At 72.9% G+C, this 7,013-nt stretch carries 5 protein-coding genes; 4 read left to right on the forward strand and 1 reads right to left on the reverse strand.

Annotated features, from left to right (window positions below):
• Positions 1 to 1,635 (reverse strand): serine/threonine-protein kinase (locus FNH09_RS49280; RefSeq protein WP_238427438.1); only part of this gene is annotated, 1,635 nt, incomplete at its 3' end.
• Positions 1,636 to 1,855: 220 nt separating this feature from the next.
• Between FNH09_RS49280 and FNH09_RS43100 the strand changes: the two genes are divergently transcribed.
• The 4 genes from FNH09_RS43100 to FNH09_RS43115 form a co-directional block, all read left to right on the forward strand.
• Positions 1,856 to 3,211 (forward strand): aspartate aminotransferase family protein, encoded by a 1,356-nt coding sequence (locus FNH09_RS43100; protein ID WP_152895325.1) that lies wholly within the window; start codon positions 1,856 to 1,858, stop codon positions 3,209 to 3,211.
• 116 nt (positions 3,212 to 3,327) lie between these two features.
• Positions 3,328 to 4,029 (forward strand): GntR family transcriptional regulator, encoded by a 702-nt coding sequence (locus tag FNH09_RS43105; protein ID WP_152895326.1) that lies wholly within the window; start codon positions 3,328 to 3,330, stop codon positions 4,027 to 4,029.
• Positions 4,026 to 6,455: a dolichyl-phosphate beta-glucosyltransferase gene (locus FNH09_RS43110; RefSeq protein WP_152895327.1), complete on the forward strand. Its 2,430-nt coding sequence runs from the start codon at positions 4,026 to 4,028 to the stop codon at positions 6,453 to 6,455. The genes FNH09_RS43105 and FNH09_RS43110 overlap by 4 nt, the downstream gene beginning before the upstream one ends.
• A 68-nt stretch (positions 6,456 to 6,523) precedes the next feature.
• Positions 6,524 to 7,013: hypothetical protein (locus tag FNH09_RS43115; RefSeq protein WP_152895328.1), on the forward strand; the 490-nt coding region annotated here is incomplete at its 3' end.

Genomic DNA, 7,013 nt, shown 5'->3' on the forward strand with positions numbered 1-7,013 from the left:
GCCGTGGGCGGGGGCCGGGGCCGCCGTGTCCGCCCGCTGCACCGGGGCCGGCACGGCCGGCCCCCCGGAGCCCGCGTCCACGGAGGAGCCGTCGTCCGCGGCGGACGCGTGCTCGGGAACGGCTTCCGGGGTGTGCCCGGGGGACGCCTCCACGTCGGGCGTGCGCCCGGGAGTGGCCTGCGGGGCAGGCGTACGCCCGGGGAGGGAAGCGTGCCCGGGGACGGGGCCCTGGCCGGGGACAAACCCCTGCCCGGGAACCGGACCCTGACCGGAGACAGGACCCTCGCCGAAAGCGGGACTCCGGCCGGAGACGGGCCCCTGACCGGGAGCGGGGCTCCGGCCGGGGACGGGCCCCTGACCGGGAACCGGACCCTGACCGGAGACAGGACCCTCGCCGAAGGCGGGACTCCGGCCGGAGAAAGGCCCCTGGCCGGGAACCGGACCCTCGCCGGAGACGGCCCCCTGGCCGCGGAGGGGACCCTGGCCGGGAGCGGGAGCGGTTCGTCGCGCGGGGTCGGCCCCCTCGCCGGGTCCCTGCGCAGGATCGGCCCCGTCCGGGTCCTCCGGGCTCCCCTGGCCGCCCCGGCCGCCCCGGCCTTCGGAGCCCCCGGGGCTCCCCGGGTTCCGTGAGCCCTCCTGGCCCGACCGGCCGTTGCCGCCTCCGTCGCCTCCGTCGCCGTCCCGGGCTTCCCCGGTGCCCGGCTGTGCCGTCTCCGTGGGGTTCTCCGTCTCCAGCAACCGCATCGCGTGCCGACCCAGTTGGGCCACCAGCACCGCGGGCAGCCAGGGATCGCGGGAGCGGCCGCCCGCGACGGTGTCCTGCGCGCCCGTCCACTCCAGGATCGTGGCGAGCGAGGGCCGGGCCGCCGGGTCCTTCCGCAGACAGGCGCGGACGAGATCGGCGATGCCCTCGGGCACACCCGTCAGGTCGGGCTCCTCCTGGGCGATGCGGAACATCTGGGCGTGCACCCCGCTGTCCGCGGGCCCGAAGGGCAGGGCGCCGGTCGCGGCGTACACGAGCAGCGAACCGAGACAGAACACGTCGCACGCGGGCGTGACCCGGTCGCCGCGCACCTGCTCGGGGGCCATGAAGCCGGGCGATCCGACGAGCGAGCCGGTGCGGGTCAGCCCGTTCTCGGTCGGTGTCTCCAGGGCCCGCGCGATCCCGAAGTCGATGACCCGCGGACCGTCTATGGTCACCAGCACGTTGGACGGCTTGAGATCGCGATGGACGATCCCGGCGGCATGGATGTCCCCGAGCGCCTGGGCGAGCCCGGCGGCGAGGACGCGCACCGACCGCTCGGGCAGGGCCCCGTGGTCCTGCCCGACGACCCGCTGGAGGCTGGGCCCGGCGACATACCCCGTGGCCACCCACGGCACGGCGGCCTCGGTGTCCGCGTCCAGCACCGGCGCCGTCCAGTACCCGCCGACCCGGCTCGCGGCCTGCACCTCCTGGCGGAACCTGGCCCGGAACACCTCCTGCTCGGCCAGCTCCCGGCGCACCAGCTTCACCGCGACGGTCCGCCCCCGGTCCGAGCGCGCCAGATATACCTGGCCCATCCCGCCGGCCCCGAGCCGCGCCAGTAGCCGGTAACCGCCGATCCGCGGCGGATCCCCGGGCCTCAGCTTCTCCATGACTGCGCCGCCTTCCCCCCACAGGTGTGCGATGCAGCGAGAATAATCCGGTCCCCCGGCGAGTCGTCCGGGGGCGGCCCCCCGGCAGGCCGCCGGCCCGCACCGGGCCCATGGCCCGTCCCGGTCGCCGCCACACGTGGACAACCTGTCGCAAAAAGCGGTCGTCCGCAGACAGGACGCCACTGTCGCCCGCGCGGGACGGACATTTACGCTCGCCGCCATGACCCCTCAGACCGACCCCCAGGCCGGCGCCGCCGTGAAGGCCGCGGACCGCGCGCACGTCTTCCACTCCTGGTCCGCCCAGGAGCTCATCGACCCGCTCGCCGTGGCCGGCGCGCAGGGGTCGTACTTCTGGGACTACGACGGAAACCGCTATCTCGACCTCACCAGCGGACTCGTCTTCACGAACATCGGCTACCAGCACCCGAAGGTCGTCGCCGCGATCCAGGAACAGGCCGCGACCCTGTCCACCTTCGCGCCGGCCTTCGCCGTCGAGGCCCGCTCGGAGGCGGCCCGGCTGATCGCCGAGCGCACCCCCGGCGACCTGGACAAGATCTTCTTCACCAACGGCGGCGCCGACGCGGTGGAGCACGCCGTGCGCATGGCCAGGCTGCACACCGGCCGCTCCAAGGTGCTCTCGGCGTACCGCTCGTACCACGGCGGCACCCAGCAGGCGATCAACATCACCGGCGACCCGCGCCGCTGGGCCTCCGACAGCGGCTCGGCCGGGGTCGTGCACTTCTGGGCGCCGTTCCTCTACCGCTCCCGCTTCTACGCCGAGACCGAGGAGCAGGAGTGCGCGCGGGCGCTGGAGCACCTGGAGACGACGATCGCCTTCGAGGGGCCCTCGACGATCGCCGCGATCATCCTGGAGGGCATTCCGGGCACGGCCGGGATCATGGTGCCGCCGCCGGGCTATCTGGCCGGGGTGCGCGAGCTCTGCGACAAGTACGGGATCGTCTTCGTCCTGGACGAGGTCATGTCCGGGTTCGGGCGCACCGGTGAGTGGTTCGCGGCCGACCTGTTCGGCGTGGTGCCGGACCTGATGACCTTCGCCAAGGGCGTGAACTCCGGTTACGTGCCGCTCGGCGGGGTCGCGATCAGCGGTGCGATCGCGGAGACCTTCGCCAGGCGGCCCTACCCCGGCGGTCTGACGTACTCCGGTCACCCGCTGGCCTGTGCGGCCGCCGTCGCCACGATCAACGTGATGGCGGAGGAGGGGATCGTCGAGAACGCGGCGACGCTGGGCGAGTCCGTCGTCGGACCCGGGCTGCGGGAGCTGGCGCAGCGTCACCCGAGCGTCGGCGAGGTGCGCGGCGTCGGCATGTTCTGGGCGCTCGACCTGGTCAAGAACCGGGAGACCCGGGAGCCCCTGGTGCCGTACAACGCGGCCGGCGAGGCGAACGCGCCGATGGCCGCGTTCGGCGCCGCCGCGAAGAAGAACGGCGTGTGGCCCTTCGTCAACATGAACCGGACCCACTTCGTGCCGCCGTGCAACGCGAGCGAGGCGGAACTGAAGGAGGGGCTGGCCGCCCTGGACGCCGCGCTCACGGTGGCCGACGAACACACGGAGTGAGCCCTGGGTCCGGGCGGTCGGGGAACCCGAACGCGTAAGGTGGCGTGCTCGTATACATGCACGAGCGCTGCGGACGAGCACGCCACCTGCCACGCGACGAGGGAGATCCCCTGACCATGCCCGGCCCCAGCGGCAACGGCGCCGTGACCCGCAGTACCCTGCGCCAGCAGATCGCGGACGCGCTTCGTGACGAGGTGCTGGCCGGTCGCTTGCAGCCGGGGCAGGAGTTCACGGTGAAGGAGATCGCCGACCAGTACGGGGTCTCCGCGACCCCGGTGCGCGAGGCACTGGTCGATCTCTCCGCGCAAGGCCTCCTGGAGGCCGACCAGCACCGCGGTTTCCGCGTCCACCAGTACTCGGTGGAGGACTTCCGGGGCATCGTCGAGGCCCGCGGCCTGGTCACCGAAGGCATGTTCCATGCGCTCGAATCCGGCCACAAACGGTTCCGGGACCTGTCGGACCCGAGGGTCGCCGCCGCCGTCGCGGCCGTGCGCCGCCGCGGCGAGGAGGCGCAACGCGCCGCCGACGCCGGTGACCTGGCCGTGCTGATCGGCTACGACCTGCGGTTCTGGCGTGAGCTCAGCGCCCTGTTCGGCAACCCCTACCTGGTCGACTTCCTGCACCGGCTGCGGGTGCAGTCCTGGGTGTGCGCGGTGCAGCACCTGCGTCACCAGGGCGACCTGCGCGGCCGGCTGTGGTCCGGCCACACCCGGCTGGTCGACGCGCTGGCCCAGTACGACACCACCGTCGCCCGGGCGATCGTCGAGGAGTACAACGCGCACTCCCTGGTCCTCATCGAGCGGCAGGCGGAGGGATGAGCGGCGCCGGGGGAGACCGCGTCGACCTGACCGTCGTCGTTCCCGCCTACAACGAGGAGCGGCGGCTCGGCCCCACCCTCGACGCGATCACCCGCTATCTGGACGAGCCCGAGGGCCGCTGGGGCGAGTGGGAGGTCGTGGTCGCCGACGACGGCTCCACCGACGCCACCCGGGACATCGTCACCGCCTGCCGGGACCCCCGGATCCAGCTGGTCGCGAGTCCCCACAACCGGGGCAAGGGCAACGCCCTGCGGATCGGCGTGGCCGCCTCGCGCGGCCGGCGCGTGCTGGTCACGGACGCCGACCTGGCGGCGCCGATCGAGGAGCTGGAGAAGCTCGACAAGGCGCTGGGCGAGGGCAACGCGGCGGCCGTCGGCTCCCGTTCGGTGCCGGGCGCGACGATCGGGAGCCGCCAGCATCGGCTGCGCGAACTGCTGGGCCGGGGCGGGAACTTCCTGATACGCAGCGTCGCGGTCCCCGGGATACGCGACACCCAGTGCGGCTTCAAGCTGTTCGACGGCGACCGGGCGCGGGCCGCCTTCGCCGCCTCCCGCCTGGACGGCTGGGGCATAGACGTCGAGGTCCTCCAGTACTTCCGCCGCGCCGACTGGCCGCTCGCCGAGGTCCCGGTCAGCTGGTCCCACCAGTCCGGGTCGAAGGTGCGGCCCCTCGACTACGTCCGCGTCCTGGGCGAACTCGGCCGCCTGAAGTTCCGCTCCCTGCGCCCCGCCGACGCCTTCGCGGTGCTGCTCTTCCTGCTCATGGCGACGGCCCTGTACTCGGGCCGCTTCTTCGACCCGGCCCACCGCTACCTGCCGGACTCCCTCCAGGACCAGAACCAGTGGGAATGGTTCTTCGCGGTGACCGCCGACAGCGTCGCCCATCTGCGCGACCCGCTCTTCACCGACCTCCAGGGCTTCCCGAACGGCGTCAACCTCATGGCCAACACGGTCATGCTGGGCCTGTCGGTGCCGTTCGCCCCGCTCACCCTGCTGTTCGGTCCGGCGCTCGCGCTGAGCCTGTGCATGACCCTGGGCCTGGCCGCCACCGCGGCCGCCTGGTACTGGTTCATCGTCAAGCGGGTCGTACGGCAGCGGGCGGCGGCCTTCCTCGGCGCCTCGCTGGCCGCCTTCGCGCCGCCGATGGTCAGCCACGCCAACGCGCACCCCAACTTCGTGATCCTGTTCATGATCCCGCTGATCATCGACCGGGCGCTGCGGCTGTGCGCGGGCACCCGGGTGACCAGGGACGCGGTGGTCCTGGGCCTGCTGACGGCCTACCAGGTCTTCCTCGGCGAGGAGCCGCTGCTGCTCGCGGCGGTCGGGATGCTGCTGTTCGCCGGCGCCTACGGGCTGCTGCGCCGGGACGTGGCGAAGGCGGCCCGGCGGCCGCTGCTGCGGGGCCTGCCGATCGCCGCCGCGGTCTGTCTGCCGATCATCTGCTACCCGCTGGCCTGGCAGTTCGCCGGACCTCAGAGCTATCAGAGCGTCCTGCACGGCACCGGCGCCGGCAACAGCCCGCTCGCCCTGCTCGCCTTCGCCGAACGCTCCCTCATCGCGGGCGACGCCGCACGCGCGAACGCCCTGTCGTTGAACCCGACCGAGCAGAACGCCTTCTACGGCTGGCCGCTGGTCCTGCTCGCCTTCGCGATCGTCGTACGGCTGTGGGAGCGGACCCTGGTCAAGGCGCTGGCGTTCACGGCGCTGGCCGCGGCCGTCCTGTCGATGGGCCCGAGGATCCGCGTCCCGCTGACCGAAACGGTCCTGCCCGGCCCCTGGGCCCTGCTGGCGGACAAGCCGCTGTTCGAGTCGGTCATCGAGGGCAGGTTCGCGATGGTCTGCGCCCCCGTCCTTGGCATGCTCCTGGCGCTCGCGATCGAACGGCTGGGCACGATCCGCCGGGTCGGCACGGTCTACGCCGGACTGCTGGCCGTCTCCCTCGCCCTGCTCCCGGTGATCCCCGCGCCGCTGAAGTCGACGGACCGCGTGGACGTCCCCGCCTTCATCACGGACGGTCTGTGGAAGTCGTACGTCCGCGACGGCGAGAGCCTGGTCCCGGTGCCGCTGCCCGACCCCGGCAACGCGGAGGCCCTGCACTGGCAGACGGCCGCGGGCCTCGGCTTCAAGCTCCCCGGCGGCTACTTCAACGGCCCCTACGGCGAGGACCGCATCGGCATCTACGGCGCCTCCCCGCGCGAGACCTCCAGTCTGCTGCGGGACATCCGCTACTCGGGCAAGGTCCCGGAGATCGGCAGCAACTGGAAGGCGCAGGCCGCGCAGGACTTCGCCTTCTGGAAGGCGGGCGCGCTCGTCCTCGCCCCGCAGCCCAACGACACCCAGCTGCGCCGGGCCCTGGAGAAGCTGGTCGGCCGGCCCGGTAGGTGGACCGGCGGGGTATGGGTATGGGACCTGCACAAGGGGAGCTGAACCTCCACCGCACCGACTACTCTTCCCTTCCCTGACCGCCGTGCTACACCTTGAGCGAGGAGCTCTCTTTGGCCTGTGACCTGTGGCTGGTACCGCTCGTCGACGTCTTGTGCCACACGCCCGACAACCCGTTCGCCGAGGAACTCGCGCAGTACAACAAGGTGCTCGCCGAGGCCGGACTGCCGCCGGTGCCGGTGTACCAGTACATGCCGGGCCTGTCCGGTGAGGTCGCCCCGGTGGCGGGCTTCGACTACGACGCCCTGCACTTCCTGCGGCGCGCCTACCTGCTCCAGGTGTGCGGACTGCCGGTGACGCCGGTGGACGACCTGGGCGGCGACTACGAGCAGCTCCTGGAGATGTTCGAGGCGACGGCCCAGCAGTCGCACCTGGTCTGGCACTACGACCACGCGGGCGCCTACGTGCCGGTGGACTTCCCGCGGCCGCTGGCCGACGACGACCTGCTCGCCGGCGGCGGCCCGCTGGGCTCCTCGCAGTCCCTGCTGCGGGAACTGGAGCTGGTCGCGCCGGTGATCGGCATCGACGCGGCCAACCCGCACC

Source organism: Streptomyces adustus, from assembly GCF_009377175.1.
GTDB classification, from domain to species: domain Bacteria; phylum Actinomycetota; class Actinomycetes; order Streptomycetales; family Streptomycetaceae; genus Streptomyces; species Streptomyces adustus.

What these genes read in the sequence shown, in the direction of transcription:
- FNH09_RS43110 (WP_152895327.1), top strand. Translation starts at nt 4,026, where the DNA reads ATGAGCGGCGCCGGGGGAGACCGCGTCGACCTGACCGTCGTCGTTCCC.
- FNH09_RS43100 (WP_152895325.1), top strand. Translation starts at nt 1,856, where the DNA reads ATGACCCCTCAGACCGACCCCCAGGCCGGCGCCGCCGTGAAGGCCGCG.
- FNH09_RS43105 (WP_152895326.1), top strand. Translation starts at nt 3,328, where the DNA reads ATGCCCGGCCCCAGCGGCAACGGCGCCGTGACCCGCAGTACCCTGCGC.